Here is a 25,717-nt window from a genome sequence, read left to right as displayed (position 1 = left end):
CTAGCGTCCCCGCCCAACGTTCGCAACGAAGCGAGGAGTACTCGATGGGTACGGCATGGAGACGAGCGGTGGCGGTCGCCGCCGCCGGACTGGTGCTCGCGGGGTGCGGTCAGGGGGCGAAGAGCGCGAGCGGCGGTGACTCCATCGCGAAGCTGGAGATCATGGCACCCGCCGACCCCGGTGGTGGCTGGGACCAGACGGCACGGGCGATGCAGTCGGCGGTGAGCGGCGCCAAGCTCGCGAACTCCGTGCAGGTCACGAACGTCGGCGGCGCGGGCGGCACGGTCGGCCTGCAGAAGCTCCTCAACGAGCGTTCCGAGTCGTTCCTGATGATCACCGGCCTGGTCATGGTCGGCGCGGTGGAGACCAACGCGTCGCAGGCCCGGCTGGAGGAGACCACGCCGATCGCGCGGCTGACTGCCGAGGACGAGGTCGTCGTGGTGCCCGCAGACTCGCCGCACAAGACGATCGACGACCTGCTGGCCGCGGTCAACGAGAAGGGCAAGGGCGTCTCGATCACCGGCGGTTCGGCCGGCGGCACCGACCACATCCTCGCCGGGATGCTGCTCAAGGCGAAGAACATCGACCCGTCCAAGCTGAACTACGTGCCGTACTCCGGCGGTGGCGAGTCGCTGGCGGCGTTGCTGGGCAAGAAGGTCGACGCGGGCATCTCCGGCATCGGCGAGTACAAGGAGCAGATCAAGGCGGGCAAGCTGCGCGCGCTGGGCACGTCCGGCCCGAACCCTGCCCCCGACCTGAACGTGCCGACGTTCAAGGACCTGGGCGTCGAGCTGATCAACTGGCGCGGCGTCGTGGCGCCCGCGTCGATCACGGCCGAGGCCAAGACCCGCCTCACCAAGCTCGTCACCGACATGCACGCGAGCCAGCAGTGGAAGGACGAGCTGTCCAAGAAGGGCTGGACGGACACGTTCCTGACCGGCTCCGAGTTCTCCACGTTCATGGCCAAGGAGATCGGCCGCGTCAAGCCCGCACTGCAGGACATCGGGCTCGTCAAGTGATTGCCGCAAAAATCGAGGAGTACGCGTTCGGCGGTCTGGTCGCGTCGATCGGGGTCTTCACCCTGATCGACGCGGGCACGATCGCCGCGCGCGACGACAACGCCGTAGGACCACGCGCGTTCCCTTACGCCGTGGGGATTCTGCTCGTCGCGACGGGTATCGCGGCGATCATCGCGACCGCCCGCGGAAAGCTCGGCCAGGCCGAGGAGGGTGAGGACGTCGACGAGAACGTCCGCACCGACTGGGTCACCGTGGGCAAGCTGGTGGCCGTGCTGATCGCGCACCTGGTGCTGATCGACCTGATCGGCTGGCCGGTCGCGGCGGCACTGCTGTTCTTCGGCGCGGCCTGGTCTCTGGGCGCGATCTGGTGGAAGGCACTGCCGATCGCGATCGTGCTGGCTCTCGTCGTGCAGGTGGTGTTCGCGTACGGCCTGGGCCTCTCGCTGCCGGCCGGGATCTTCGAAGGGGTGCCGTTCCTCGATGGATAGCATCACCATGCTGCTGGAGGGTTTCGCGACCGCCGCGCAGCCCGAGTACCTGCTGTACGCACTGCTGGGCGTCACGCTCGGCACGGCCGTCGGCGTGCTGCCCGGCATCGGGCCGGCGATGACGGTGGCGTTGCTGCTGCCGCTGACGTACACGCTGGAACCGACCGCCGCGCTGATCATCTTCGCGGGCATCTACTACGGCGGCATGTACGGCGGCTCGACGACGTCGATCCTGCTCAACACCCCTGGCGAATCCGCGTCCATCGTCACTGCCCTAGAGGGCAACAAGATGGCGAAAGCCGGCCGGGGCGCGGCGGCTCTGGCGACGGCGGCGATCGGCTCGTTCGTGGCGGGCACGATCGCCACGGTGCTGCTCACGCTGCTGGCGCCGACCATCGCGGACGTCGCGGTGCAGCTCGGCCCCGCCGACTACGTGGCGTTGATGGTGGTCGCTTTCACGACCGTGGCGGCACTGCTCGGGTCCTCCCCCGTGCGCGGCCTCGCTTCGTTGGGGCTCGGCCTGTTCATCGGTCTCGTAGGCACCGACACGTTGTCCGGTCAGCAGCGCTTCACCCTCGGGGTGGCGACGATGGCCGACGGGATCGACGTGGTCGTGGTGGCGGTCGGTGTGTTCGCGGTCGGCGAGGCGCTGTACGTGGCGTCGAGGCTGCGGCACGGGCCGATCGAGGTCATCCCGATCGGCGGCAAGTGGATGACGCGCGAGTTCTGGTCGCGCTCGTGGAAACCGTGGCTGCGCGGCACGTTCATCGGCTTCCCGATCGGCACGGTGCCGGCCGGTGGCGCGGACGTGTCGACGTTCCTGTCGTACGCGGCGGAGAAGAAGCTCGCGAAACGGCCGGAGGAGTTCGGCAAGGGCGCGATCGAGGGCGTGGCGGGTCCGGAGGCGGCCAACAACGCCGCCGCGGCAGGCGTTCTGGTGCCGTTGCTGACTCTCGGGCTTCCCACGACCGCGACGGCCGCTGTGATCGTGGCGGCGTTCCAGAGCTACGGCATCCAGCCAGGGCCATTGCTGTTCACCAACAACGGCCCGATGGTCTGGGCGCTGATCGCGTCGCTCTACATCGGCAACGTGATGCTGCTCGTGCTGAACCTGCCGCTGGTGAAGATCTGGGTGAAGGTGCTGCAGATCCCGCGGCCGTACCTCTACGCGGGCATCCTGCTGTTCGCGGCGCTGGGCACCTACGCGGTGAACTTCGTCGTGGACGACCTGATCGTGCTGCTGGTGATCGGCGTGATCGGCTTCTTCATGCGGCGCCACGGTTATCCGGTCGCGCCGCTGGTCGTCGGCCTGATCCTCGGGCCGATGGCGGAGGAACAGGTCCGGCGCACGCTGCAGATCAGCGAGGGCAAGCTCAGCGCGTTGGTGACCAGCCCGTTCGCGGCGGTGGCCTACAGCATCCTGGTGTTGCTGCTCGTGGTCGCGGTGGTGCTTCGGTTGCGCCGCAAGAAGTCCGACGTGACGGTCTAGTCGCGCACGGCGGCAAGCGCTTGTTCGTACAGCTCGAACGCATCAGCCTTGCCGCCGTGACGGACCCACAGCTCCGACGCGGTGTCGACGCACGCGAACACCGTCGCGATGACGCCCATCGCGCGGGCGTCCGGGATCTCGCCGGACTCGATGCCCATCCGCTTCTCGATCACGGGCACGAGCGAACGCTGCCACCTCAGCCGCTTCTCCAGGTACCTGGAGTGCAGCGACGGGTTGGTGAAGATCAGCCCGGAGATCTCCAGCACCCGCTGCGGGGTGTGGTTCCCCGCGGTGAGCAGCGTGGTGAACCCGGCCCGCAGAGCGTCCCAGGTGGACATCCCGGGATCCTGCGCCTCGACCGTGGCGACCAGCAACTCGCCCAGCGCGTCCTGCTCACCGCAGACGAGGTCTTCCTTGGTGCCGAAGTACCGGAACAGCGAGCGCTGCGACACGCCCGCCCTCGTGGCGACCTGGGCCATGGTGGTCGCCTCGTACCCCTGCTCCGCGAACAGGGTCAGCGCCGTGTCGACGATCTCGGCGACCACGGCCTGACGCGACCGGTCCCACAGCGTCGACGACTTCTCCATGAACCCCACTCTATCCGCGTCGCACCATCCGCCCGATCATCCGCGCGCCCATCGCCCGGGAGGCCAGGTGGCGTCCGGCGAAAGCCAGCACCCGGTTCATCCGGCCCGAGATGACACCGACCGGCGTGACCCGGCGGTCCAGCGCGCGCAACGCGGTCTCGACGACCTCGCCGGAGGTCTGCATCCGCAGGCCTCCCGTCATGTCCTCGCTGCCGGAGACCTCGAAGAACTCGGTGCGCGTCGCACCGGGTGACAGGACCATGACGCGCAGGCCCGTGCCGCGCGACTCGACCCACAGGCCTTCGGTGAAGCTCACCACGAACGCCTTCGTCGCGCCGTAGACCGACGACCAGGGCGTCGCCTGGTAGGCCGCCATGCTCGCCACGTTCACGAGGAAGCCGTGACCGTTGGAGCGCAACGACTCGATGAACGCCCTGCTGATCTCGACGACGGCGTTGACGTCGACCGCGACCTCCTGCCGCAACCGTTCGGGCTCCTCCTCGTGGAACGCCCTGAAGTTCCCGAACCCGGCGTTGTTGATGACGCTGGTGACGCCGAACTCAGCGACCTCCGCCGCCAGCCGTTCGCCGATGCCCGGCTGGGCGAGGTCCGCGGCCACGACGTGCACGGTCACGCCATGCGCAGCCCGTAGCTGTTCGGCCAGCTCCTCCAGCCTGTCCTTGCGGCGCGCGACGAGCACGAGGCTCGATCCCCGTGCCGCCAGCCGCCGCGCGAACTCCGCGCCGATGCCCGAACTCGCCCCGGTGACCAGCACCGTCTGCTTCCTGAAGTCGACTCCCATGCCGACACCGTACGCCTACCTGGCAGTCACTGCCAACCTGTCCTTTTCTGCCTGAATACGTCCGTAACGTTGCCGGAGAAGCGACGATCTTGGGGCGTGGGAGGACAACGGTGATCCGGCGGCCCCGGCTCGAAGGGCTGCTCTGCGCGACGAGGCTCACGACGCTCGTCGCCCCCGCCGGATACGGCAAAACGACACTTCTGACGCAAGCGCACACCGACCGTCCGGTCGTGTGGCACACCTGCCAGGAAGGCCATCGGCTGGTGCAGCCGATGGCGTCCGCCCTGGCAGCCGGGTGGACCAGCGTGCCGTCGGTGTCCGGGGAGGACGAGTCCGGACGCGCGCACGCCCTCGCGGGGCTGCTGGCCGACGCCTGGCCGGAGGACGTGCTGGTCGTCCTGGACGACATTCATGTGCTGAGACAGGAAGATTCGGCCGTTCAACTGCTGGAGGCGCTCTGCCTGCAGCTTCCGTCGAGTGCCCGGCTGGTGCTGTCCGGACGGACGCCCGCGCCGTTCTCGTTGCGGCGCCTGAAGGTCGACGGCGAACTGACCGAGATCACCGCGGCACAGCTCGCGTTCACGACGGAAGAAACCGCTGTGGTCGCCGGGAACGACGTGCATGACGTCACCGGCGGATGGCCGATCGCGGTGCGGCTGGTGGCGGAGACGGGAACGGTCGAGGAGCTCGGCGACCTGGTGGACGAAGTTGTGGGCAGAGAACCGCAGCAGACCCGCGAACTGCTCAGGACCGCGGCCGCGTTCGATCGGTTCACCATCGATCTGCTGACGTCGCTGGGACACACGAAGGCCGCGGTGATCCTGCCCGATCTGGCCCGGCGCGGGCTGTTCGTCGAACACGTCCGGGCCGAACCTGGGTGGTTCGCGCTCGTGCCGCTGGCGCGGGAGTTCCTGGAACCGGCGGCAGGCGTGCATGCGGCGGCGGCGCGCTGGTTCACCTCACGGGGTGAGTACGTCCGCGCGGTGGATTCCCTTGCGGCGCTGGAAGACTGGCGCGGTGTCACGGCGTTGCTCGGTGACGTGCTGCGAACGCGTGGCGCGGACGCCGTGCTGACCGCGACAAGCCTTGTGCCAGAGGAAGAACGCACGGCCGAGGTCTGGCAGCTCGAAGGCGTCGCGCACCAGCTGCGCGGCGAGTGGCTGCCGGCGGCGGACCGGTTCACCCAGGCCACCGCGGACGGCCTCACCGCCGAACTGGCCTGGCGCATGGCGTGGATCCAGCACCTGCGCGGCGGACCGCAGGACGCGCTGAAGATCTGCGACGAGTACGTGCCGGACGGCGCCGATCCCGAGGCGGAGTCGATGCTGCTGAGCACCGCCGCGAGTGCGCACTGGGCGTTGGGAGATCTGGATTCGGCGGCGGGGAAGGCTGTCGCCGCGTTGGAGATCGCCACGAGCGACGGTGGCATGGGCACCGCGCACACCGTCCTCGCGATGGTTGCTGCGGCGCAAGGAAAACGTGACGAACTGACCGAGCACTACGACATCGCGCTCGACCACGCGCAGAAGGCCGGCGACGTGCTCGGTGTCATCCGCATCCGCTCGAACCGCGCGTCGCACCACGTGGAGGCGGGTGAGCACGGGGCGGCGTTGCGGGAGATCGAGGAGATGCTGCCGCTCGCGGACGTCACCGGGTTCGCCACCTACCGGGCGATCGGGCTGCACAACCGCGGCGAGGCGTTGCTCGGCCTCGGCAGGCTGGACGAGGCGGCTGCCGATTTCCATGCGGCACAAAAGGTCTTCGACCAGGCCGGGAGCTGGCTCGCGGCGGCACCGCTGGTCTACCTGGGCGAGGTGCACCGGTTGCGCGGCGATCGTGCGCTGGCGGCGTTCGCGTTGCACGAGGCACTCAGGCTCGCGGCGGCCAAGAACACCGTGCCGCACCTGGTTCTCGCTCATGTCGGACTGGCCGAGCTGTTCTCCGGCGACGACCCCGACCTGGCTCGTGAGCACGCCCGCAAGGCGTTGGAGCTGGGGGAAAGCGTGGCGGCGCTGCTCGTGCTGGGGTGGCTCGACCACGACAAGGGCCTGTGCCAGGAGGCGGCGGAGATCGCGACCCGGCGGGGTGACCGGGCAGGGTTCGCGCGGTCGTTGCGACTGCGGGGAGTGCTGGAACGCGACCCGGTGCTGCTCGACCAGGCGCTGACGTTGTGGCGCGAGATCGGCAACCCGCTCGGCGAGGTCCGGGTGCGCACGGCCCAAGCCGCACTGATCGGTGGTGCGGCGGGAGAACAGCTGGCACTGGAGGCACGGCAGCAGGCCGCGGATCTCGGTGCGCGGGTGCTCGCCGAAGCCGCCGCCGGCGTCGCCGAGACGTGCCGGAAAGCGGCCAGACCGGCGTTGTTCATCCAAACGCTGGGCGGGTTCCGGGTGCTGCGCGACGGCGAACCACTGCCGCCCGCCGCGTGGCAGTCGCGCAAGGCCAGGGACCTGGTGAAGATCCTCATCGCGCGGCGCGGGCGGCCGATCACCCGTGAGGCGCTGGGAAACCTGCTGTGGCCCGACGAGGAACCGGAGAAGGTCGCGAACCGGCTCGCGGTGGCGTTGTCCACGGCCCGCAGCGTGTTGCGGGCCGGCACGGGCATTGTGGCCGAGGGTGACGCGATCCGGCTCGACCCGGACGTGCTGCCCGTCGACGTGGCCTCGTTCCTGGCCGACGCGCGGGCCGGACTCGCTGCCGCGCAACGGAACTCGTCGGAGGCGCAGTCACTGCTCGCGGCCGCCGAGTCCGCGTACCACGGGGACTTCCTGGAGGAGGACCCGTACGAGGACTGGGCGGCCCGGCTGCGCGAGGAGGCACGGCTGATCTACCTGCAGGTGGTGGCGGTGCTCGCCGCACGGGCCGAGTCGGGTGGGGAGCACGCACTGGCAAGCAGGTACTGCCTTCGCGTGCTCGAACGCGACCCGTACGACGAGCCGGCGCACCTGATGCTGGTGCGCGTTCTCGCCGCGGCAGGGAGTCATGGCGAGGCTCGGAGGAGCTACCAGACCTACGTCACGCGGATGCGGGAGATCGAGGTCGACCCGCATCCGTACCCCGGGGTCTTCAGTGGGAGCACACGACGTAGGGCGTGATCGACCAGCGGATGGCCTGGCCCTGCGCGTCCGTTCCCTCACCGGTGACGGTCGCGCCGGCGCCGGCCGGGGTGACGTCCTCGATGATCCCGCCGCCGACCGCACCGCCGGCGCTCACGACCTGCTCGTCGCCTTGGCAGGCAACGGACTTCGAGGCGGTCTTGGTGACCACGACCGTCGGGGTGCCGCCGCGCAGCACCAGTCCCGGCCGCGTGCCGCAGATCGCGTGCGCCGTGACGTCGCCCGCGGACGTCTCGACCAGTCCGCTCTTGAGGTTGCTCTTGGGCGCCATCTTCGTGAAGTGCCCGCCGGCGGTCTCTCCCCCGACGCCGAGCGCCTTCTGGGTGCCGGGGCAGGCCGCCTCGGCGTTCTTCGTGCCGCTCTTGGACACCAGCGTGAACTCACCGGGCGCACAGGTCGCCCGCACCGTCACCGTCCACGGCAGCACGGTCCCCGCGCCGTGCTCGACCGCCGTGACCTCGGCGCTCGTGAGGTCGTCGCTCGGCCGCACGCGCGTGATCGTGGTCCGCTCGCCGGTGATCGCGCCGCCCGTGCCGACGACCTTCGTGCCGTTGGGGCAGTTGACCGAGACCGTCTTGCCCGCCGACGTGGGCGCGCTGGTGGCCTGCACCGTCACGACCTCCGTGCTCGCGTTCGCCACGCCCGGACTCGCCAGAGCCAGCACGAGCAGGGCCGTGCTCATCACCTTCACGTTCATCCCCCTTCGGGTCCGCGGGCCTGGTCAGCCCGCGGACCCGAAGGATGCCGCGCTCGCTTAAAGCCGTCTTAAGGCCGTCGACTTTCAGGGGCAGCTGACCAGGACGTCGCCGTCGGTGGCGTCGAGGCAGGTGTCCACGCCGAGGCCGCCGTTGAGCGTGTCGTTGCCGGCCGCGCCCCAGATGAGGTCGTTGCCGTTCAACGCCGTGATGCTGTTCGCCAGCGCGTTGCCGACGAGGTGGTCGACGAAGTTGGTGCCGGTCAGGTTCTCCACGTCGCCCGCGACGTAGTCCTTGAGCGCCAGCGTGTCGTAGCCGTCGTCGGTGCCGGAGCCGATGGTCACCGAGACGCCGGAGTTCGGGTGCAGCGAGCTGCCGATGCTGTAGTCGACGCGGTCGATGCCGGTGCCGCCGTAGACGTTCACGCCACCGCGCTTGGGCCGCAGCTGGTCGACGCCGTCGCCGCCGCTGATCGTGCCCCTGGCGCGGGTCTCGATGACGTCGTTGCCCGCCTCGCCGTACACGTGGGCCGGCATCGCGTCGGCGTTGGTGTTGTCGTAGGCGACGTTGACCCGGTCGTTGAGGTCGTTCGCCCGGATCTGGATCGACGTGATCAGCTTCGTGGCGCCGGACTCGTAGACGCAGTTCACGTTGGCACCGCTGAGCGTGCAGCCGGCGCCGACGGCCAGCAGGTCACCGGAGTCGGTGATGGTGAGGCGGTGCAGCGCGGTGTCCAGGCCGACCGTGATGTTGTTCGTCTTGCCGGGCTCCGCCTCGACGATCAGCACGTTGTTCTGCACGTAGACAGTGGTGTGCGGTGCGGCGTGCGCGACGGCGGGCATCGCGATCGCGGCGAGAGCGGCGGCGCCCAGACCGATGAGCATTCTCATGCTGTGTTCTCCCCTTGGTGGTCGTTGCCTTGCGGGGAACAGCCTGCTCAGCGCTCTTTCGGTCACCTTCGGGTCGATTTAGGGCCGTCTTTCTGCTGGTAGCAGAACGGCCCTTTGCGCCCGTCCCGATGCTGTCACCATGACGACATGGCGGAGATCCTGGACTTCAAGCGCACCCCGGAGCCCCTGTGGCGGGAAGCCCTGGGCCGGAAGCTTCGCGAGACCAGAGAGGAACGCGGCGACCGGCTGGTCGACGTGGCCGACCGGGCGGGCATCTCGGTGCAGTACCTGTCCGAGATCGAACGCGGCCGCAAGGAGCCGTCGAGCGAGATGATCGCGGCGGTCGCCGGAGCACTCGGCATCGACCTGGCCGATCTGCTGATCGGCATCGCCGGCCAGGTCCGCAACCTGCGAGCCCCCGGTTTCCGTCCCGGGAGCCACTTCCACACCTCACGCCCGACGGGCCGCCCCTCCGGTCCCGTGGCGATGGCCTTCGCCGCCTAGCCGCGCTGGTCCAGCACCCGGTCGACCAGTCCGTACTCGACCGCGCCCGCCGCGTCGAACACGCGGTCCCGGTCGGTGTCGTGGCGCAGTTCGGCCACGGTCCGGCCGGTGTGCCGGGCCAGGATCGCCTCCAGCTGCGTGCGCACCCGCACCACCTCGTCCGCCGCGAGGATGAGGTCCGGGATCGTGCCCCGCCCCTGCGCCGCCGGCTGGTGCAGCACGACCCTGGAGTGCGGCAGGACCGACCGGCGCCCTTCCGCGCCCGCGGCCAGCAACACCGCGCCCGCGGCGACCGCCTGCCCCACGCAGGTCGTGGCGACCGGCGCCTTGATGTAGCGCATGGTGTCGTAGAGCGCGAGCATCGCCGACGGGTCGCCGCCCTCGCAGTTGATGTAGAGGTTGATCTCCATGTCGGGGTTGTCGGCTTCGAGGTGGAACAGCTGCGCGATCAACGCGTTGGCGACCCCGGAGTCGATCCCGGTGCCCAGGTACACGATCCGCTCGGACAGCAGGTGCGAGTAGACGTCCATGACCCGCTCGCCGCGAGCGTCCCGCGTGATGACGTTGGGGATGGTGTAGGTGCTCATGCGACGGCTCCCGAGTGCAGTCCCAGCTTGTGCGTGCGGACGGGGACGACCTGACCCAGGTCGCTGACGATGTGATCGATGAACCCGTACTCCAGCGCCTGCGCCGTGGTGAACCACCGGTCGTGCAGCGAGTCGGTGAAGATCCGGTCGAACGGCTGCCCGGTGTCCTCCGCGATCAGCCCGAGCACCGTGTCCCTGGTGTGCCGCAAGTCATCCGCCTGCACCTCCACCTCGACCGCCGACCCACCGATGCCCGCACTCCCCTGGTGCATGAGGATCCGCGCGTGCGGCAACGCGAACCGCTTGCCCGGCGTCCCGGCAGACAACAGGAACTGCCCGGCGCTACAAGCCAATCCCAGCGCCAACGTCGCCACATCACACGGCACAAGCCGCATCACGTCGCGAATGGCCAGCATCGACGGCACCGAGCCACCCGGCGAGTTGATCCACAACGCGATGTCCTGCCGCGGATCATCACTCGCCAGCGACAACATCTGCGTGGCCAGCACCGTGCCGTTGTCGTCGTCGAGCGCGCCGTCGAGAATCAGCACCCGCTGACCGAAGAACCGTTCCCGCAGCCCTGGGCTGAAGAGCTTCTCGTTGTTCGTCATGGCACCGACGATGCCGGGCGGCGCGTCCGGTCCGCTTCTTTCTCTGCTGTGGGCAGATCAGCTCACAGCAGCCCTCACGCGGGGACGAACTCGTCCGCGGCCCGGCCCGGCACGTCGACGTCGATCGCGAACACCGCGCCGTCGTGCAGTGAAGAGCGGCGCAGGCCGTACTTCGCGGTGGTGATGAACAGGCGGGCCAGGTCCGGGCCGCCGAGGCAGACGCTCGTGGGCTGGCGGGCGGGGAGGATGATCTCCCGGTCCAGGCGGCCGTCGGGGCGGTAGCGGCGCACGACGGACGCTCCCCAGAAGGCGATCCACAGATTGCCCGCCACGTCGGTGGTCATGCCGTCCGGGGTCTGGTGCGGGGTGTGCAGGAAGACTCGGCGTGTGCCCAGTTCGCCGCCGTGGCCCACGTCGAAGCGGTGGACCACTCCCCGCGCGCTGTCGGCCAGGTACAGGTGCCTGCCGTCGTGGGAGAACGCCGGGCCGTTCGGGATCGTCAGTCCTTTGAGGACTGGTGAGGGCGATCCCAGGCGGTGCAGGGCGCCGGTGCCGGGTTCGGTGTCGTAGGACATGGTCGTGATCCAGAACCGGCCGGCGGGATCGGCGACGGCGTCGTTGACGCGCATGCCCTCGTCCGCGAAGGTTTCCTGCTGCTGGCCGTTCAGCAGGCCCGCGCCGGTGCCGGACGCGGCCATCAGTTCGTCGCTGTCCCGCACGGGTGCCACGGCGCCGACGGGGACCGGGAGGGCGGCGATCTCCTTGAACGGCGCGGGAACATCGCCGCGGGTCTCCAGGACGCGGCCTGCCAGCAGGTCCACGACGACCAGCCTGCCGTTGATCCAGCGGGCGCCTTCGCCGAGTTCGAGCTGCTCGAAGTTCCACTGCGTCAGCGTCATCGGACGGTGCTCCCTGCTTGCAGGTCCAGCAGTTCCAGGTCGGCCCGGGTGGGCAGGCCATGCCAGTCGCCTGGGGTGGCGACGGCGAACGCGTCGCCCGCGCCGGTGGTGTCGGCGACGGTGACGCGTTGGGCGGCGGTGGACCAGGTCCCGTCCGGAGTTCGCACGGTGGCGCCGCCTGCGCCGTGCTTCAGCACGATCTCGGGTACCTGGTGGTCGCAGGCGGTCATGCCGTTCCTCCTGCATGAGCGGTGATCGTCAGGCGCCACCGCACCGAACCCGAGGCGGGCACGACCGCCACCGGACGGGTGGTGTCGTGGCGGTCGAAGGTGCGGCCGAGCATGGGTTCCACGCCGACGCTGCGGTACGGATCGCGTTGCGGCCAGCCCTTCAGGTTGCGCCACAACGCGATGGAGACGGGCTGGCCGGCGCATTCGACGCGCAGGTCGAGCCGCTGGTCTCCGTCGATCACGCGGATCTGGCCGCGGTCGAGCACCGCGCCGGTCGCCGTGCCGTCGTCGGGCCCCAGCGAGTCCAGGCCGGCGGGCCACTCGTGCAGTTCCGGAACCGGATCGGTGATCAGCACGGAGGTGCCGGCCGGAGCGTCCAAACGGGCATCCGTGCTGACGTCGAGCAGGGCGTGTGCTGCCCACACGAACCGGTAGCCGGGCTCGGCGATCAGTTCGTAGTCGGCGACGACCGCGCCACCGGCGGACGACATCGAGCGGCTGAACGTGAAATCAGGACAGTCCACACCGGTCCGATGCCACGGCCTGCTCCACGCGTCGCCGTGATCGGGCAGGCCGCGCACCGTCGGAACGCACTCCTCCAGGCCGCCCGCGTCGACGAACGCGGAGCCCGGCGTCACCTCGGCACGCGCGGGATCGGCCCGGTGCCACAGCCACTCGCGGTCGGCTGTGCGCAGCGAGGTCCAGCGTCCGCCGAGGCCGTGATCGACCTCGACGGAGAGCGGCACAACCCTGGTGACCTGCACGGTTCGTCCCTGACATGATCAATCAGCAGTTAATTACTAATTTATCTTGCCACGGGTCGCCGTCAGGACCAACAGTCAGCTCGTCGTGCAGGCCGTTCCGTTGAGCGTGAACGACGCGGGCGCGGTGTTCCGGCCGCGGACCGAGCCCAGGAACCCGATCTCCACCTCACCGCGGGGCGAGATCGACCTCGAGTGCTCGACGCCGGTCGCGGTGACGGCCGAACCCCGCTGGGACACCGACGCGTTCCACATCTGCCGCACGGTCTGCCCGTCGGCGAACGACCACTTCAGCGTCCAGCCGTTGATCGCGGCGCCGCCGGTGTTCCTGATCGTGATCTTCCCCTGGAACCCGTCCTGCCACTGGCCGTCGAGCCGATAGGTGACCGCGCAGGGTGGCGGCGGCGGAGTGGTCGTCACCACGGGAGGCGGAGGAGTGGTCGTGGGCAAGGACTTCGGCGACTCGACGCGCTGCGCGGGAGGCGGAGCAGTAGTAGTCGTTGGTGTGGCGTCCATGCCGTTGCAGGGCGCTCCCCACAGGCCGCGGTCCTCGCGCGCGGCACCGAGTTCGGCGTCGGCGAGCGCACCGGCGGCGGCCTGAGCCCTCAGCACACCCTCCCGCACGGCGAGCAGCGCGTAGTCGGTGCCGTCCTCCAGCCGGAGGTTCACCTCGCCGGGCGTGAGCGAGCTGACGCGAACAAGCTTGGCCAGCAACGACTTCTCGGCGAACGTGCGCGCGGCCGCGGCCCAGCAGTCCGCGGGCGGCGCCAGCAACGAGACCTCGACGCGCTGGCCGGTGTCGAGCTCGACCGTGCGGCCGTCGATCACCGTGCGCACGACAGCGGACACGTCACCGGTCGCCTCGTTGACCAACGTCGGCTGACGCACCTGCACCGGGGCGGCGACGGGACGCGACTGGCCCTCGACCGTGCACGCGCACGTCAAAAGAACCAGGAGAAAAGACAAGGACTTCCGCAACACCTAAGGACTCCCGCGCGCGTTCATGCAAACCTGCACGACCGTAGCGGTCTCCCGGCCCCGCTCACATCCACCGTTCGGCCTTGATCAACCGCGCAACGGCCGTCACCGCGTCGGCGTCCAGGCACTTCCCGGCGTTTCACCGTCCCACTGGGGCATAATGGCAATGTGCCCCGCCCCAAGCATGTTCCCGCGGACGATCTGGAATTCCCCGCAGAGCTGGATCCGGACCGCCCGAAAGGCGACCAGCTCAGGGAGATTCTGGAGGCCGTCGCGACCGATGCGGGACCGGGCAGGCTGATTCCGTCGGAACGATTCATGGCAGAGCATTATCAGATCTCCAGAAGCACCGTCCGACTGGTGATCAACCGGCTGGTGGCGGACGGGCTGCTGTACCGCCAGCACGGCAACGCCACCTTCACCGCGGAGCGTCCTCCCACGCAGATCGACATGCTGACGTCGTTCACCCAGGACGTCCAGGCGCGTGGTTCGGTACCGGGAGCGAAGGTGCTGCTGGCCCTCGTGGAATCCGCGGGTGCCGAGATCGCCGGACGCCTGAACATTCCTCCGGGCGCACAGATCTTCCGGCTGGAAAGGCTCCGCTCGGTCGACGGCGAACCGTTCGCACTGGAGCGCACAAACCTCTCGCTAGACCATTTCCCCGGTATCGACCAATTCGACTGGTCGACGCATTCGCTGCACAAGACGCTCACCGAACGGTTCGGCGTGGTTCCGGACTGGAATGACACTGCCATCAGCGCCGTGTTGCCGCCGGCCCAGGACGCCGCGTTGCTGGCGATCGAGCCGAGCCAGCCCTGTCTCGTGCTCAAGGGCACGCTGCACGCGGCGGACGGCCGGGTGATCGAGGCGGGGCGTTCGCTCTACCGGGCCGACCGCTACACCGTGTTCACGACCGCGCGCCGATCGCGATGAGCGCGCAGCAGTTCGGCGCAGCGGTCCACCAGCACGTCCGACGCACCCTGTTCCACCAGCGCGATGTAGGACTCGTAGAGCCCCTCGCGGTAGGCGTCGTGGTCAGGCAGGTAGCCGGCGTACCCGTCGGTGTAGCCGATCACCCTCGTGTGCGCGAACGGGCTGGCGGCCCTGATGCGCAACGCGATCGAGGAGAACAACTCGAAGGGCGTGTGCAGCCAGGCGATCTCGCCCAGCGACACGACGGTGACCGGCACCTCCGCCTCACCGGGTAATCCCGCGGCGGCCAGGGTGCTGAGCATCAGCGTTCCCTCGTACCTGGTCTGCGCGATGCGGACGGCGGGGTCGTTCTCCTTGCCTGGCAACATCTTCCGCCACCCGCGTTCGGCGCCGTCGCGCAGTTGCCGGCACTCGGCGGGCGACGGCAGCGCGCGGTGGGGCAGTCGCAGCACGGTCCGCGTCAACCGGATCGGTTCCTCGACGGGCCGACCGGACGACAGCAGTCCCGTGATCGACTCGGCGAGCCTGCCGCCGAGTGCGGACACCTCGGCGTGACCACGTCCCTGGCGGACGAACCGCGAACTGGCGTCGCCCGCCGCGCCCTGCAGGAACGCGACCACCGGGGCGAGCCCGGCCAGTTCCCTGCGGGTGGCGCCCGGCCAGTCCGCCGACCAGTCGAGGTTGTCGGCGCCCAGAACGGTCGGGTGGCTGGCGTAGTCGAAGAGCAACGCCGCCACCGTGCCGTCCGGGTGGTGCAACGTCAGCACGCCCACCGATCCGTCGTGCGGCCCGTCCTGCCGGTTGCGGTTGGCGCCGACCCGCGCCGCCGCACCCTCGTGCCAGCGAGCGCTCACCGGTGTCCGATGTGGACGGATCCCGCCGGCCACCGCCCCGACCTGCTCGATCAGCCGCTCGACGAGTTCGGGTTCCCGCTGTGCCGGCATCCCCGGATGGATCGCCCCGGTCCACCCGTCCGGCCCGGAATGGGTGTGCGACGCGCAGACGAGCACGCGGTTCGCGGGAACTCCGGTCTCCTGCGCGACCACGGTGGCCAACGCGCGGGTGAGCGTGACGTCCGTGGCCAGCGCGTCGAGCGTCACCCACACCACGCCCGGATCGTCCTGCGACGACAACCAGACCAGAGTGGCCTCCAGGTCGTCGTGCACGCCGGTCGCGACGCCCTCCCTGGACAGGTAGCCGCCCATCGGGTGGCCGGAACCCGGCGTGATCACCGTGCGACCGGCCGCGAGCAGGAGCGTCATCGAGTCAGCACCGGTTCGGTCAGGACCCCGCCCCGTCCGGCCGTCTGTGCGAGCGCGGCCAGTTCGTCCACGTCACCGTCGCGCACGAGCACCTCCAGCAACATCGGCAGGTTGAGACCGGTCACGATCCGCACGCCACCCCGGCGTGCGGCCAGCAGCTTCGCGGCGTTGGCGGGCGTGCCACCGGGAAGATCTGCCAGCACGAGCACCTCCGGCGCGTCACCGACGAGGTCCGCGAGCCGTTCCCCGTACGAGTCCGGGCTTTCCTCCGGGCCGAGCTCACAAACCAGGAGCCGGGACTGCGGGCCGACCACGAGCTGGGCCGCGTGGGCGGCGCCGGACGGCAGTGCGCCGTGCCCGGCCAGCAGGACGGGTGTGGTCATCGGTCTTCCTAACTCTTGGGTGCGGCGGGTGCGAACCAGCCGAGCCAGCCCAACGTCACGCCCACCACGACGAAGATTCCGATGACCAGCACGGGCTTCAGCCTGGCCTTGGTCAGCAGCAGGTACGCGGCGGCGGTGACGAGCACGGGAAGCAGGTGGGGCAGCAGGTCGTCGAGCCGGTCCTGGATAGGCACGGTCTGGGTGACCTGCTCGCCGTCGACCGTCGTGGTCTGCCGGTAGGTCAGAGTCGTGACGACCTTGACGATCAACGGGATGAACCCGCCGAGCACGACGAACCCGAGCACGGTCGCGCCCTGGGAGAGACGGTCCAGCGTACCGACGGCGAAGCGGGCGACCAGCCTCTTGCCCTCGCGGTAGGCGAGGCGGAACTGCCAGCGGCGCACCAGCGCGTACGGAACCAGCACCATGACCATCGCGAACGCGGGCCCGAGCCAGTTGCCCTGCAAGGCGAGCGAGGCGCCGATGGTGAAGACGATGCTGTTGTACAGCGCGAAGACGAGCGTGTCGCCGATGCCGGCCAGCGGCCCCATCAACGCGACCTTCGTGCTCTCCGCGGACTCCGGCGAGCGCGCCTCCTCCATCGCGATCGCCGAACCGAGGATCAACGGCCCGCCGACCAGCACCGAGGTGTTGAAGAACTGCATGTGCCGCTGCAGCCCCAGCGCGTAGTCGTGCGCGTCCGGGTAAAGCCTGCGCAGCACGGGTTCCATGGCGTAGGCGAAACCGAGCCCCTGCATCCGCTCGTAGTTCCACGACACCTGACTGGACCAGAAGTACCGCCGGTAGGCCCTCCTGAGGTCCTGGTCCGTGAGCCGGCGGTCCACATCGGACTCCTCGGCCGGTTCGTCTGCCACCGGCGCCTGCTCGCTGCGGCCGACGACCAGGAACGCGATCGCGACGCCCAGCAACGCGATGCCCAGCAACGGCACCTTCATGTACGCGAACGCCACGAACCCGATGAGCAACAGGTACCAGTACTTCGACAGCTGCATCATCGACAACAGCAACGCGAACCCCACCGCGGGCAGCAAGGACCCGGCGAGCGTCATGCCGTTCACGAAGCCCGCGGGAATCCCTTTGGTGAGGTTCTCGACCACGCCACTGGACGCCGTCAGCGCCGCGAGGAACGTCGGCACCGCCCGGACTCCGCACCACGGCACGAGACCGAGCCAGTGAATCCTGGCCAGCCCGCGCGCGTCCCCCGCGGCCGCGTAGCGATCGGCCCGATGCACCATGCCGGTCGTGATCATCTTGCCGACCGGGTCCAAAGTGGACAGGAGCACGGCGGCGGGCAGCGCCACCGCGATGCCGACGGCCACCTGTGCGCTCAGCGGTCCCGCCGCGCTCCCCGCGAGCGCGGTGCCGACGATGGCTCCGGTCTGGTAGTCCGGGATCGTCGCGCCGCCGTACTGGTAGACCCCCAGAGCCACCAGTTCGAGCGTCGCGCCGATCGCCATGCCGAGCAGCGGGTCACCGGTGATGAGACCGGCGACCGACCCCGCCACCAGGGGCCGGCCCGCGAAGATGAGGAAGGGCCCGAGCACGTCGTAGGTGCAGATGACGGCCCACAGCGTCAAAGCCAGTGCCACGAGCATCGGCTTCTACAGCCCCTTCTTGTCGAGCAACGCGGTGAAGTCGGCGGCCTTGTCCCGGGGCATCATCTGCGCGACAACGGGAATCCCCTCGGCGGCGAGCCGGCGGTAGCCCTCCGCGTCCTGCGCGGTCACCGCGATCGACCTGGTCACCATCGTGTACTGCTCGCCGGGGCGGGGTGCGACGTTCCCGACGTTCACCACCCCTGGCCGCACCCCGCCCTCGACGAGCCGGAACGCGTCGGCCGGATGCTTCGCTATCAGCATCACGTCCTCTCCCCAGACGCGTTCCACCACCTCGGCGACCGTGAGCACCTCGGTCGGCAGCCCCCTCGCTGCCTGCGGGAGCAACATCCGCTGCAGTTCGTCACCGGCGACCTCGTCGTTGCACACGACCAGCTTCCGTACGCGTAACCCCCCGGTCCACGCGACGGTCACCTGGCCGTGGATCAACCGGTTGTCGACCCGCAGATGCACTCCCGCCATGCCCACTCCCCCTGGTCAGCCGACGTGACCCCGATACTGGTGCAAACCAGTATCGGCTGTCAACGGGCAGCACCGAACCGGCCCAACAGGACGTTGATTCCACAGCCGATGAACAAGAAAGGGCGCGACGAACCGCGCAACAAAACAGGCCGCAACCTGCGAAACTCTCGCAGATCACGGCCTGTGCGTGCTTCTAAGTTGGTGCCCCCGGTGCGACTCGAACGCACACTGGACGGATTTTGAGTCCGCTGCCTCTGCCGATTGGGCTACGGGGGCGTAGCTGGGTGAACTGTAGCGGATCACCCAACCGAGTTTCTTGCTGGGGACCCCTACGACTTAACGAGTCTGCCGATCGCCGCCGACGCCTCCGCCAGCTTCTGCTCGGCCACCGGACCACCTTCCGCGGCGGCCTGAGCCACACAATGCTTCAGGTGCTCGTCGAGCAACCCCAGCGACACCGCCTGCAGGGCCTTCGTGGCCGCGGAGATCTGAGTGAGGACGTCGATGCAGTATTCGTCGTTCTCGACCATGCGCTGGAGACCACGGATCTGTCCCTCGATGCGGCGCAGTCGCTTGAGGTATGCGTCCTTGTCCGCGGTGTACCCGTGCATCGGCCCCTGACCTTCCCTACCCCTGGCGGGTATGTCGAGGATACCTGCACCGGATGGGGGTGCGTTATGTGCGACGCTGCTCCGTCGGCTGGAATGGGGAAGCGTCCGGCAAGCCCAGCAACGGGCCGAAGTGAGACGAGTAGCACCACATTTTGGACCCATAACACCCGTGTGGTTTACCGGGTAAATGCCCCGACCGGGCGGTTGCGGTCACATTTTAGCGGCGAAAGGTTCGCCGTTTTTCCTCGTGTGGACTATGGTGTTGTCGAAGCACGTGGTTACGTCGAGGATCCGCGTGCTATGTGAGTACCCAACGGAGGAACAGTGGCACAGCAGACCGTCGTCCAACTCATCGACGACCTCGACGGCGGAGAAGCCGACGAGACCGTGACCTTCGCACTTGACGGTGTCGAGTACGCCATCGACCTGTCGAAGGGAAATGCGGAGCGGCTTCGCGAGTCGCTGTCGGACTTCGTCGGCAAGGCCCGTCGTGCGGGTGGCCGCAAGCAGCGCAAGGGCACCGGCAAGTCCACGGTCAAGGCCACCGACAAGGCTGAGGCGCAGCGCATTCGTGACTGGGCCCGCGCACAGGGGCACCAGATCTCGGACCGCGGTCGCATTCCGCAGAACCTGGTCGTGCAGTTCCAGGAAGCGCACGCCTCCTGACCTGCGTGAACAAGCGAGGTTTCCACACGTCGGCCGGGTCGCCGGCCGACGTGTTAACCCCAAAGATCTAACACATCCCGGTTCGTTCACACTATCCCCGGAACGCGGGATCAACGACCTGGAAAGTGTGCTCCGAACAGGCGTGACACCGCGGCTGCCTTGACCGCTGTCTCCTCGAATTCCTCGTCAGGGTCGGACAGTGAGATGACCGCTCCGCCGACTCCGAAACTCACCTGGTCCCCGTTCGCGACCAGCGTTCGGATGACGATGCTGAAGTCCGCGGCTCCGTTGAGCGAGAAGTAACCGAGCGCTCCCGAGTACACCCCGCGTGGACCGGCTTCCAAGCCATCAAGGATCTGCATGGTCCGGATCTTCGGTGCGCCGGTCATCGAACCGCCCGGAAACGCTGCTCGAACACATCGGACGGCAGAACTGTCCGGCCGAAGCCTGGCCCTCACGGTGCTCACCAATTGGTGTACGGTCGCATAGGTCTCGACGTCGAACAACCGCGTCACCTCGACCGAACCCACTTCCGCGCACGTGCCGAGATCGTTGCGGACGAGGTCCACGATCATCAGGTTCTCCGCGCGGTCCTTGACCGATCGCGCCAACGTTGTGCGCAACATCTCGTCGTCCGCCGCATCAACACCTCGCGGCCGCGTCCCCTTGATCGGCGATGACTCCACGACGCGATCTCGGCCCACCCGGATAAATCGTTCGGGTGACGTGCTGAGCACGGAGAGGTCACCGAAACGCATCAACGCCCCGAACGGAACGGGATTAGCGGCGCGAAGCAGCCGATATGTGTCCCACGGGTCGAGCGTCGCACGCCACGACATCATGTTCGTCAGGCACGCCTCGTAGGTCTCCCCCGCCGTGATCGCTTCCTGGCACGCGCTGATCAGCTTCAGGTAGTGCGCGCGCGGATGGCGCAACGTCACCTCCGACACGACCGGCCGGGAAGGCTCCGGCAATGGCCTGAGCTGTCGCAGAACAGCCGAAACCTCGCCGAACCAGGTGTCATCGGTCAGCGAGAGCAAATAGACGCAATCATCAACGTGATCGATGACCACGGCACGGTCCGCGAAGACGAACGACGCGTCGGGCTGCTCCGCGCGGTGCGTGAAGTCGCCGCCGCACTCCGCTTTCAGCTCGTAGCCGAGATACCCGACCCATCCGAGGGCGAAGTCGAACGGCACGTCCGGCTGCTCGACGCCCCACGCCGCCAGGTCGTCGTCCAGCCAGGAGAAGAAAGAAGGACAGGGCCGCGGCGCTCCGTCGAGGGTGAGCACCTGGTCCTGCACGGAGTACTGCGCGACGCGGGCAAGGGGTCCGGAGGCATCACCCATGAACGAGAACCGCCCGCCGGGCCCGCTGTCCAGCCAGAACGCGGCCTCAGAGGCCCCGTGGAGCGCCGCGAACACCTGTTCCGCGTCCACGGCCACACCCAGCCGGCGGACGTGCACAGGGCGCTTCTGAGGCGTTGAGCGAACCAGCACCGGTTCCGGCACCGCGGCCGTCCTGGTCGGGGTCAGCGCGGCGAAGTTCGCGAGCATCTCGCGACCGAATTCGGTGCAGATCGATTCGGGATGGAATTGCACACCCCACGCGGGTCTGTCGAGAGCGCGCACACCCATCAGCACGGAGTCCTCACTCCACGCGATGGCCTCCAAAGAAGAAGGCAGATCCGTGACAGCCAGCGAGTGATACCGCACGACGTCGAACGGCGAGGGCAGCCCGGCGAACACGTCGACGCCCGTGTGCGTGACAGCGGAAACGATCCCGTGGCGCGGCACGGGCGCAGGCCCCACGACAGCGCCGTACGACTGACACAGGCCTTGGTGGCCGAGACACACGCCCAGCAACGGGATCGTGGCGTGGTCGATCACCGCGCGGCAGATGCCGAAGTCGGCGGGATTGCCGGGCCGGCCGGGTCCGGGAGAGATCACCACGTTGTCGAACGACCGCAGTGAGGCAAGCCGGAAGCGCGGGTCGTCGTTGTGGACGACCACGGGCTCGGCGCCGTTCACCTCGGCGAGGTGCTGAAAGAGGTTGAACGTGAACGAGTCGTAGTTGTCGATGAGCAGGGTTCGCATTCCAGGACGGCACTCTACCTGCCAAAACACCCGAAAGGACCAACGAGAGAGGGCGGCCACAAATCGTGACCGCCCTCCGAACTCGGACGCGAACTCAGCTACCGAGCAGGAACTTCGGATCCGCCGTGAGCGCCGCCAGTTCCGGCGCGAAGAACGGCTGCCTGTCCAGCTTCGGATACCCGCTGTACGAGTACTCCTCCTCCTGCGTGATCGTCACCGTCCAGCCGTTGGCCGCCCGGTAGGCCGCCGTCGTCGCATTGCCCTGGGCGGGGTTCGCGAGAGAGGCGACCCCGACCAGATTCCCTGCGACTTCGTAGGTCTTGCAACCAGAGTCCGCATTGCCGTGAACGCGGTTGGCCAGCACACACGGATCCGTCGGGTTGTTCGGATTCGGCGTGGTCACGGTGACGGTCAGCTGACCGACCTTGTCGTCCTTGCGCACCGGCACGTACGCCGTGTACTGCCAGATCTCCGGCGTCTCGCCCTTGTTGCTCGAGATCTGCGCCTGGGCGCGGAGCATGCCGCCGAACATGCTGGGATCCTTGTACTTCAGATCGGGAGCGTCGTACCCGGCCGGCACGGACGCCTTGGCCAGGTTCAGCAGCTGCGTGCCGCGGTCGGCCTGCGGTCCGTTGGTGGCGGTCCGGTCGGACTGCCCCACCGGCCACTCCTCGCCCCACTGCGTGTCCGGCAAAGCGGGCTTGCCGGGGTTCGAGCTGCTGCTCTGCCCCGCGCCGATCAGGTAGTCCTTCGTGCTCTGCGGGTTCAGCGCGAACGCCGACCCGAGCCCGACACCGACCACGAGCACGGCGACCGCGGCCCCCGTGACGGACGCCCGCCGCTTGGACCGGGCCTTGTGCGCCCTGTCGAGCGCGACGCCCGGATCCATCGACGGCGGCGGGCTGCTCGCCACCACCACATCCTGGAAAGCTCGCTTGAGGTCCTGTTCGTTCATCGAACCCTCTCCTGCTGTGAGAGCAGACCGCGCAGCGTCTGCAGCCCCCGCGCGGCCTGACTCTTTACGGTTCCTTCCGAACACTTGAGAACGGAGGCCGTCTGTTCGACGGACATGTCCTCCCAGTACCGCAGGACGAGGCACGCACGCTGCTTCGGAGGCACCTTCGCCAGCGCCTCCAGCAGCACCATCCGTTCCTCGGGGTAGACGCCCGGCGGAGCCGCCGAGTCGGTCAGGTCGTCACTTGCCGACTCGAACCGGAACCACCCGCGCCGTCGCTCGGACAGGAACGTCCGCACCAGGATCTGCCTGGTGTAGGCGTCCAGCGCCTCGTGCCGCTCGATCCGCCGCCAAGCCAGGTACAGCTTGGTGAAGGCCTGCTGCACGAGGTCTTCCGCGCGATGCCAATCGCCGCACAGCAGGTACGCCGTGCCGCGCATGACGTCGGAACGGGCCGCGAAGTACTCCTGGAACGCGGCGTCCCGATCACTCATCAGGTTTCCCCCTAATCTGCGGTGCCGGGTTAGTCACGCCACCTGGGGCCTGGCGGGTTGCATGAACTTCTCGAAACGCATACTGATGTCGTGATTTTCCTTTTGCTCCTCGGCGTCCCGGTCGCGCTGGGCCATTTGTACCTGTGGCGGCGGCTGGTCGTGAACACGACGCTGCCCCGCACGCTCGGGCGCCGCATCGGCACCGTGGCGATCGTCGGTGCGTTCGTGATGCTGATGAGCGCCCTGGTCGTGACGCGCAGGGTGCCGCCGGAGTACGGGAAGTTCTTCGCCTGGCCCGGGTTCGTGTGGCTGGCCGTGCTGTTCTACCTGGCGATCGCGCTCGGCGTCGCGGAGATTCCGCGCCGGATCCTGCTCAAGCGGGCCGTGCTCACGCCGGTGGCCGCCGGCGCCGGTCCCGTCGAGCCCGTGGAGGTCGTGCCGGACCCGTCGCGGCGGCTGTTCATCGCGCGCTCGGTGGCGATCGGTTCCGGCGTCGCGGCGGGCGGCGTCGTCGGGTACGGCATGACGCAGGCGCTGGGCGACCCGCAGCTGTTGAACGTGCCGGTGACGCTGAACAAGCTGCAGTCGTCGTTGTCCGGCTTCCGGATCGCGGTCGTGAGCGACATCCACCTCGGGCCGCTGCTCGGGCGTTCGCACACCGAACGGATCGTGCGGATGATCAACGAGCAGCAGGCCGACATGGTCGCGATCGTCGGCGACCTGGTGGACGGCACCGTCGCCGAGCTGGGCGAGGCCGCGGCACCGTTGCGGGACCTGGTGTCGAAGCAGGGCAGCTTCTTCGTGACCGGTAACCACGAGTACTTCTCCGGGCACGAGCAGTGGATCGCGGAGCTGGACAGGCTCGGCGTGAACCCGTTGCGCAACGAGGGTTTGACCATCGCGGGCGGCATCGAGGTCGTGGGCGTGAACGACGTGACCGGGAAGTCCTACGACGACGGCCCGGACTTCGGCCGCGCGCTCGCGGGACGAAACCGAAACAACCCCGTAGTCCTGTTGTCACACCAGCCCGTCCAGGTCGCCGACGCGTCTTCACACGGCGTCGACCTCCAGTTGTCCGGTCATACACACGGTGGACAGATGGCGCCGTTCAACTTCCTTGTGCCGCTGCAGCAACCCAGCACCGCCGGGCTGTCGAAGGTGGACGGCACCTGGCTCTACACCAGTCGTGGCGCGGGTTTCTGGGGTCCGCCGGTGCGCGTGGGCGCGCCCCCGGACATCACGATGATCGAGCTGCGTTCTGCTGGCTAAATCACACTCGGCTGTACTGGATTGCGCGATTGCGGTGTCAAGGCCGTAGAGTGGACGGCCGTGCCCGCGTACGGACCGCGAGGCGGATGAAGGGGGAACCCTGGGGAAATGACCGAGAGCTTCGCCGTCGACCGGCGTTACGAGGCAGAGGCTCGTATTCGGCGTTTCCTGGACCAGGAGAACCCGTCGACACCGTGTCTGGTGATCGACCTCGAGACGATTCGCGCGCGCTACCAGGCGATTCGCGCGGCACTGCCGTCCATCGACATCTTCTACGCGGTCAAGTCGAACCCGGAGTCCGACGTGGTCGCCACGCTGGTCGCGGAGGGTTCGCACTTCGACGTGGCGTCACCCGCGGAGATCGACCTGTGCCTGGCGCGCGGCGCCGCGCCGTCGTCGATCTCCTACAGCAACCCCATCAAGAAGGCCGCTGACATCGCGTACGCCCACTCACGTGGTGTGCGGATGTTCGTGTCGGACAGCGAGCAGGACGTGCGGTTCGTCGCCGAGCACGCGCCCGGTTCGTCCGTACTGGTGCGGATTCTTGTCCACAGCAAGGGTTCCACCTACCCGTTCGGCAACAAGTTCGGTTGCGATCCGGAGATGGCGACGGATCTCTTGCGGCTCGCGCACCAGCTGGGACTCGTTCCTCTCGGCATCGCGTTCCACGCGGGCTCGCAGCAACTCTCCGTCGAGGGCTGGGACTCCGGCATCGCCGACGCCGCGCTGATCGCCGCGAAGCTGCGTGCGGAAGGCATCGAGACGTCGACGGTGAACCTGGGCGGCGGGCTTCCCGCCGTGTACCAGGCTTCCACGCCTTCCCTCGACGATTTCGCCGTCGCCATCGAGGCCTCGATCGCCCGCCACTTCGGCGCCGCGCGTCCCAGGGTGATGATCGAGCCCGGCCGCGCGATCTCCGCCGAGGCCGGGATGATCCGTTCCTCGGTCGTGCTGGTGTCGCGGAAGTCCTATTCGGACGAACGGCGCTGGGTGTACATCGACATCGGCCGCTACCAGGGCCTGGCCGAGACCGAGGGCGAGGCGATCGCCTACGCGTTGCGGACCTCGCGCGACGGCGGCCCGGTCGGCCCGATCGTCCTCGCAGGTCCGACGTGCGACGCGGACGACGTCATCTACCAGCACACCCGCTACGACCTGCCGCTCGACCTGAAGGCGGGTGACCACGTGGACATCCTCCACGCGGGCGCCTACACCTCCTCCTATTCGTCCGTGTGCTTCAACGGCTTCCCGCCGCTGGCCACGTACTGCGTCTAAGCCTGTTCGCAATTCACA

Annotated in this window: 27 protein-coding genes and 1 tRNA gene; 9 read left to right on the top strand and 19 right to left on the bottom strand. The window is 68.6% G+C overall.

Going from position 1 to position 25,717, the window contains the following annotated elements:
- Positions 1-44: 44 nt before the first annotated feature.
- From OG205_RS42605 to OG205_RS42595, 3 genes are read left to right on the top strand one after another with little or no spacing between them, the layout of a single operon-like run.
- On the top strand, positions 45-1,019 hold the full coding sequence (locus tag OG205_RS42605; protein WP_330273434.1) for a Bug family tripartite tricarboxylate transporter substrate binding protein: 975 nt from the start codon (positions 45-47) through the stop codon (positions 1,017-1,019).
- Positions 1,016-1,507 carry a tripartite tricarboxylate transporter TctB family protein gene (locus OG205_RS42600; RefSeq protein ID WP_319977138.1) on the top strand — a complete coding sequence of 164 codons (492 nt, stop codon included), beginning with the start codon at positions 1,016-1,018 and terminating at the stop codon, positions 1,505-1,507. Before OG205_RS42605 ends, OG205_RS42600 begins: the two co-directional genes overlap by 4 nt.
- Complete coding sequence (locus OG205_RS42595; protein ID WP_330273433.1) at positions 1,500-2,996, top strand: tripartite tricarboxylate transporter permease; 1,497 nt, start codon at positions 1,500-1,502, stop codon at positions 2,994-2,996. The genes OG205_RS42600 and OG205_RS42595 overlap by 8 nt, the downstream gene beginning before the upstream one ends.
- On the opposite strand, the gene OG205_RS42590 is transcribed toward OG205_RS42595, so the two are convergent.
- Both OG205_RS42590 and OG205_RS42585 read right to left on the bottom strand, forming a co-directional pair.
- On the bottom strand, positions 2,993-3,583 hold the full coding sequence (locus tag OG205_RS42590) for a TetR/AcrR family transcriptional regulator (protein WP_319977140.1): 591 nt from the start codon (positions 3,581-3,583) through the stop codon (positions 2,993-2,995). The two genes, OG205_RS42595 and OG205_RS42590, sit on opposite strands and share 4 nt — an antisense overlap.
- Positions 3,584-3,593: 10 nt before the next feature.
- On the bottom strand, positions 3,594-4,385 hold the full coding sequence (locus OG205_RS42585; protein WP_330273432.1) for an SDR family NAD(P)-dependent oxidoreductase: 792 nt from the start codon (positions 4,383-4,385) through the stop codon (positions 3,594-3,596).
- Between the two features lie 110 nt (positions 4,386-4,495).
- Here OG205_RS42585 and OG205_RS42580 point away from each other — a divergent pair, with 110 nt between their 5' ends.
- A complete protein-coding gene (locus OG205_RS42580) occupies positions 4,496-7,480 on the top strand; it encodes a BTAD domain-containing putative transcriptional regulator (RefSeq protein ID WP_330273431.1) in 2,985 nt (994 codons plus the stop codon).
- On the opposite strand, the gene OG205_RS42575 is transcribed toward OG205_RS42580, so the two are convergent.
- The gene (locus OG205_RS42575; protein WP_330273430.1) at positions 7,452-8,183 is read right to left on the bottom strand and encodes a hypothetical protein; all 732 of its coding nucleotides are present in this window, start codon (positions 8,181-8,183) and stop codon (positions 7,452-7,454) included. The two genes, OG205_RS42580 and OG205_RS42575, sit on opposite strands and share 29 nt — an antisense overlap.
- A 99-nt stretch (positions 8,184-8,282) precedes the next feature.
- Positions 8,283-9,086: a calcium-binding protein gene (locus OG205_RS42570; RefSeq protein ID WP_330273429.1), complete on the bottom strand. Its 804-nt coding sequence runs from the start codon at positions 9,084-9,086 to the stop codon at positions 8,283-8,285.
- A 147-nt stretch (positions 9,087-9,233) separates the two neighbouring features.
- Between OG205_RS42570 and OG205_RS42565 the strand changes: the two genes are divergently transcribed.
- On the top strand, positions 9,234-9,590 hold the full coding sequence (locus OG205_RS42565) for a helix-turn-helix domain-containing protein (protein WP_330273428.1): 357 nt from the start codon (positions 9,234-9,236) through the stop codon (positions 9,588-9,590).
- Here OG205_RS42565 and OG205_RS42560 read toward each other — a convergent pair.
- From OG205_RS42560 to OG205_RS42535, 6 genes are all read right to left on the bottom strand, one after another.
- Positions 9,587-10,177: a ClpP family protease gene (locus tag OG205_RS42560; protein ID WP_330273427.1), complete on the bottom strand. Its 591-nt coding sequence runs from the start codon at positions 10,175-10,177 to the stop codon at positions 9,587-9,589. The genes OG205_RS42565 and OG205_RS42560 overlap by 4 nt on opposite strands.
- The gene (locus OG205_RS42555) at positions 10,174-10,788 is read right to left on the bottom strand and encodes a ClpP family protease (protein ID WP_330273426.1); all 615 of its coding nucleotides are present in this window, start codon (positions 10,786-10,788) and stop codon (positions 10,174-10,176) included. The genes OG205_RS42560 and OG205_RS42555 overlap by 4 nt, the downstream gene beginning before the upstream one ends.
- Positions 10,789-10,862: 74 nt before the next feature.
- Positions 10,863-11,687, bottom strand: coding sequence for an SMP-30/gluconolactonase/LRE family protein (locus OG205_RS42550; RefSeq protein ID WP_330273425.1), 825 nt, complete (start codon positions 11,685-11,687; stop codon positions 10,863-10,865).
- Positions 11,684-11,917: a PfkB family carbohydrate kinase gene (locus tag OG205_RS42545; RefSeq protein WP_330273424.1), complete on the bottom strand. Its 234-nt coding sequence runs from the start codon at positions 11,915-11,917 to the stop codon at positions 11,684-11,686. Before OG205_RS42545 ends, OG205_RS42550 begins: the two co-directional genes overlap by 4 nt.
- Positions 11,914-12,681, bottom strand: a complete 768-nt coding sequence (locus OG205_RS42540) for a hypothetical protein (protein WP_330273423.1) — start codon at positions 12,679-12,681, stop codon at positions 11,914-11,916. The genes OG205_RS42545 and OG205_RS42540 overlap by 4 nt, the downstream gene beginning before the upstream one ends.
- A 75-nt stretch (positions 12,682-12,756) precedes the next feature.
- Positions 12,757-13,659: a cellulose-binding domain-containing protein gene (locus OG205_RS42535; protein ID WP_330273422.1), complete on the bottom strand. Its 903-nt coding sequence runs from the start codon at positions 13,657-13,659 to the stop codon at positions 12,757-12,759.
- A gap of 165 nt (positions 13,660-13,824) precedes the next feature.
- Between OG205_RS42535 and OG205_RS42530 the strand changes: the two genes are divergently transcribed.
- Positions 13,825-14,589: a GntR family transcriptional regulator gene (locus OG205_RS42530; RefSeq protein WP_330273421.1), complete on the top strand. Its 765-nt coding sequence runs from the start codon at positions 13,825-13,827 to the stop codon at positions 14,587-14,589.
- On the opposite strand, the gene OG205_RS42525 is transcribed toward OG205_RS42530, so the two are convergent.
- The 6 genes from OG205_RS42525 to OG205_RS42500 form a co-directional block, all read right to left on the bottom strand.
- Positions 14,553-15,851: a hypothetical protein gene (locus tag OG205_RS42525; protein ID WP_330273420.1), complete on the bottom strand. Its 1,299-nt coding sequence runs from the start codon at positions 15,849-15,851 to the stop codon at positions 14,553-14,555. The two genes, OG205_RS42530 and OG205_RS42525, sit on opposite strands and share 37 nt — an antisense overlap.
- Positions 15,848-16,234 carry a PTS sugar transporter subunit IIA gene (locus tag OG205_RS42520; RefSeq protein WP_330273419.1) on the bottom strand — a complete coding sequence of 129 codons (387 nt, stop codon included), beginning with the start codon at positions 16,232-16,234 and terminating at the stop codon, positions 15,848-15,850. Before OG205_RS42520 ends, OG205_RS42525 begins: the two co-directional genes overlap by 4 nt.
- An 8-nt stretch (positions 16,235-16,242) precedes the next feature.
- Entirely contained in the window at positions 16,243-17,850 is a 1,608-nt protein-coding gene (locus OG205_RS42515; RefSeq protein WP_330273418.1) for a PTS system mannose/fructose/sorbose family transporter subunit IID, read from the bottom strand.
- Positions 17,851-17,856: 6 nt separating this feature from the next.
- A complete protein-coding gene (locus tag OG205_RS42510; protein ID WP_319977156.1) occupies positions 17,857-18,333 on the bottom strand; it encodes a PTS system mannose/fructose/N-acetylgalactosamine-transporter subunit IIB in 477 nt (158 codons plus the stop codon).
- Between the two features lie 199 nt (positions 18,334-18,532).
- A tRNA-Leu gene (locus OG205_RS42505) sits at positions 18,533-18,609 on the bottom strand.
- A gap of 53 nt (positions 18,610-18,662) precedes the next feature.
- On the bottom strand, positions 18,663-18,944 hold the full coding sequence (locus tag OG205_RS42500) for a metal-sensitive transcriptional regulator (protein WP_319977198.1): 282 nt from the start codon (positions 18,942-18,944) through the stop codon (positions 18,663-18,665).
- A gap of 324 nt (positions 18,945-19,268) precedes the next feature.
- Here OG205_RS42500 and OG205_RS42495 point away from each other — a divergent pair, with 324 nt between their 5' ends.
- A complete protein-coding gene (locus OG205_RS42495) occupies positions 19,269-19,610 on the top strand; it encodes a histone-like nucleoid-structuring protein Lsr2 (RefSeq protein WP_093597089.1) in 342 nt (113 codons plus the stop codon).
- A 110-nt stretch (positions 19,611-19,720) separates the two neighbouring features.
- On the opposite strand, the gene pabB is transcribed toward OG205_RS42495, so the two are convergent.
- The 3 genes from pabB to OG205_RS42480 all read right to left on the bottom strand — a co-directional run bounded on the left by pabB (position 19,721) and on the right by OG205_RS42480 (position 23,155).
- The gene (gene pabB / locus OG205_RS42490; RefSeq protein WP_330273417.1) at positions 19,721-21,706 is read right to left on the bottom strand and encodes an aminodeoxychorismate synthase component I; all 1,986 of its coding nucleotides are present in this window, start codon (positions 21,704-21,706) and stop codon (positions 19,721-19,723) included.
- A gap of 94 nt (positions 21,707-21,800) precedes the next feature.
- Positions 21,801-22,661: a hypothetical protein gene (locus OG205_RS42485; protein ID WP_330273416.1), complete on the bottom strand. Its 861-nt coding sequence runs from the start codon at positions 22,659-22,661 to the stop codon at positions 21,801-21,803.
- Positions 22,658-23,155 (bottom strand): SigE family RNA polymerase sigma factor, encoded by a 498-nt coding sequence (locus OG205_RS42480; RefSeq protein ID WP_330273415.1) that lies wholly within the window; start codon positions 23,153-23,155, stop codon positions 22,658-22,660. Before OG205_RS42480 ends, OG205_RS42485 begins: the two co-directional genes overlap by 4 nt.
- Before the next feature lie 90 nt (positions 23,156-23,245).
- Here OG205_RS42480 and OG205_RS42475 point away from each other — a divergent pair, with 90 nt between their 5' ends.
- Both OG205_RS42475 and OG205_RS42470 read left to right on the top strand, forming a co-directional pair.
- On the top strand, positions 23,246-24,424 hold the full coding sequence (locus OG205_RS42475; RefSeq protein ID WP_330273414.1) for a metallophosphoesterase: 1,179 nt from the start codon (positions 23,246-23,248) through the stop codon (positions 24,422-24,424).
- A gap of 108 nt (positions 24,425-24,532) precedes the next feature.
- Positions 24,533-25,699, top strand: a complete 1,167-nt coding sequence (locus OG205_RS42470; RefSeq protein WP_330273413.1) for a type III PLP-dependent enzyme — start codon at positions 24,533-24,535, stop codon at positions 25,697-25,699.
- Positions 25,700-25,717 lie beyond the last annotated feature (18 nt).

Origin of the sequence: Lentzea sp. NBC_00516 (assembly GCF_036346835.1) — a bacterium.
GTDB classification, from domain to species: Bacteria; Actinomycetota; Actinomycetes; order Mycobacteriales; family Pseudonocardiaceae; genus Lentzea; species Lentzea sokolovensis.
Note: the sequence above shows the minus strand (reverse complement) of the source record. Positions and strands in the feature narration are given on the sequence as shown.